We start from the raw sequence: 2,431 nt of genomic DNA, 5'->3' as shown, positions 1-2,431 counted from the left end.
TCGCGGGGGTAACATGACATGCTCGAATGACAGAAAAATAACTTTTTTATTACAAAAAAAAGATAGTAAGGCGACAAAGGGATGGCAAGGAGGTGACGGTGGTAAGGAAGGAAAGTGGGAGCTGTGGCACGGATAGAGAAACGCCGGATGGCGATGCGAACGCATCTTATCCGGCCTACGAGTAACGGTAGGCCGGATAAGGCGTTTACGCCGCCATCCGGCATTGTTGCTGTGAATTAGCCGCCGAGGTACGCGCTACGCACCGCTTCGTTCGCTAATAGCGCATCACCGGTATCGGATAGCACCACGTGGCCGTTTTCCAGCACATAACCGCGGTCGGCGAGCTTCAGCGCCTGGTTGGCGTTCTGCTCGACGAGGAAGATGGTCATACCCTGCTCGCGCAGCTGTTCGATGGTGTCGAAGATCTGCTGGATGATGATCGGCGCCAGCCCCAGAGAAGGTTCATCCAGCAGCAACAGGCGCGGCTGGCTCATCAACGCGCGGCCAATCGCCAGCATCTGCTGTTCGCCGCCGGACATGGTGCCCGCACGCTGGATTCGACGTTCATGCAGACGCGGGAACAGTTCGTAAACCCACTTGATGCGCTCCTGGAACTGATCGCGCTCGGCAAAGAAGCCCCCCATCGCCAGGTTCTCTTCCACCGTCATGCGCGAAAACACGCGGCGCCCTTCCGGCACGATCGCGACCGCTTCACGCATGATTTTCGCCGTCTGCCAGTCGGTAATGTCTTTATCATCAAAGACAATCCGCCCGCTGGTCGCGCGCGGGTCGCCGCACAGCGTGCCGAGCAGCGTGGTTTTACCCGCGCCGTTCGCCCCGATGAGCGTCACGATTTCACCCTGATTAATGTGCAGACTGACCTCGTGCAGCGCCTGAATTTTGCCGTAGTGGGCGCTGACTTTGTCGAACGATAACATCACTTTATCCATATTATGCCTCACCCAGATACGCGCGGATAACATCCGGGTTGTTGCGGATCTCTTCCGGCGTGCCGTTAGCCAACGGCGTGCCCTGGTTCACCACGTAGATACGGTCGGAAATGCCCATCACCAGCTTCATATCGTGCTCAATCAGCAGAATGGTGGTGTTGTGATGATTACGCAGTTCGGCAATCAGCTCATCCAGCTCTTTGGTCTCTTTCGGGTTGAGGCCAGCGGCCGGTTCGTCGAGCATCAGGATTTCCGGCTGGGTCACCATACAGCGGGCAATCTCCAGACGACGCTGGTCGCCGTAGGCCAGGTTACTGGCCTGACGGTTGGCGTGCTCCAGCAGGCCGATACGCTCAAGCCAGGTGGCGGCGCGGTCCAGCGCTTCGCTTTGCGCGCGCTTGAACGACGGGGTTTTGAGCAGGCCGGAGAAGACGCCGGTTTTGAGCTGCTGATGTTGCGCCACCAGCAGGTTTTCAATCACCGTCATTTCGCGGAACAGACGCACGTGCTGGAAGGTGCGCACCACGCCCATGCGGGCGATTTGCTGGCCTGGCAGCCCTTCCAGGTGCTGGTCGCGCAGCATAATGGTGCCGCCGGTTGGCTTGTAGAAGCCGGTCAGGCAGTTAAAGACCGTGGTTTTCCCCGCACCATTCGGGCCAATCAGGGAGACGATTTCCTGAGGATGCAGCTCCAACGCCACGTTGTTGACCGCCAGCAGGCCGCCAAAACGCATCATCAGGCCGTTAACGGATAATAATGGCTGACTCATGCCTGCTCTCCTTCTTTCGCTTGCCCGTTTTTCAGTTTCAGCTGTGGACGGGTCATCGGCAGAAGGCCCTGCGGACGCCAGATCATCATCAGTACCATCAGGCCGCCGAGCATCAACATGCTGTATTCGTTAAAGTCACGCATCAGCTCGCGCGACACAACCAATAGAATCGCGGCGAGGATAACGGCAAACTGCGAGCCCATGCCGCCCAGCACCACAATTGCCAGCACGAAGGCCGACTCGGCAAAGGTGAAGGATTCCGGGCTGACAAAGCCCTGACGCGCGGCGAACAGCGTGCCGGCAAAACCGGCAAACGCGGCGCTGATGGTAAAGGCGGTCAGCTTGATGCGGGTTGGGCTTAAGCCCAGCGAGCGACAGGCAATTTCATCTTCACGCAGCGCTTCCCAGGCGCGGCCCAGCGGCATGCGCAGCAGGCGGTTAATCACGAACAGGCTCAGCACCACCAGCAGCAGCGCCACCAGGTAGAGGAAGATGACGCGATCGGACGGGTCGTACTTGACGTTAAAGAAGTTGCTGAAGGTGTCCCAGCCGCCTTCGCGCGCGCTGCGGCTGAACTCCAGGCCAAAGAAGGTCGGTTTTGGAATCTGGCTGATGCCGTTCGGGCCGCCGGTGATTTCGGTGTTGTTGAGCAGCAGGATACGGACGATTTCGCCGAAGCCTAAGGTCACAATCGCCAGATAGTCACCGCGCA

General features: G+C 58.7%; 2 protein-coding genes and 1 pseudogene. All 3 read right to left on the bottom strand.

Translation table 11 applies throughout. The features are described 5' to 3' along the window. Positions 1-236: 236 nt before the first annotated feature. Positions 237-950, bottom strand: a complete 714-nt coding sequence (gene livF / locus ACW14G_RS22820; RefSeq protein WP_064541380.1) for a high-affinity branched-chain amino acid ABC transporter ATP-binding protein LivF — start codon at positions 948-950, stop codon at positions 237-239. Between the two features lies 1 nt (position 951). Beyond that, the gene (gene livG, locus ACW14G_RS22815; RefSeq protein WP_035892174.1) at positions 952-1,719 is read right to left on the bottom strand and encodes a high-affinity branched-chain amino acid ABC transporter ATP-binding protein LivG; all 768 of its coding nucleotides are present in this window, start codon (positions 1,717-1,719) and stop codon (positions 952-954) included. After that, a pseudogene (livM, locus tag ACW14G_RS22810) lies at positions 1,716-2,431 on the bottom strand (branched chain amino acid ABC transporter permease LivM); the annotation flags it as partial. The pseudogene livM and the gene livG, both read right to left, overlap by 4 nt.

The organism is Kluyvera sp., from assembly GCF_965301105.1.
Note: the sequence above shows the minus strand (reverse complement) of the source record. Positions and strands in the feature narration are given on the sequence as shown.

Bases quoted from the DNA above. Each gene is read 5' to 3' on its own strand.
- livF (WP_064541380.1), bottom strand. From the start codon at position 950: ATGGATAAAGTGATGTTATCGTTCGACAAAGTCAGCGCCCACTACGGC.
- livG (WP_035892174.1), bottom strand. From the start codon at position 1,719: ATGAGTCAGCCATTATTATCCGTTAACGGCCTGATGATGCGTTTTGGC.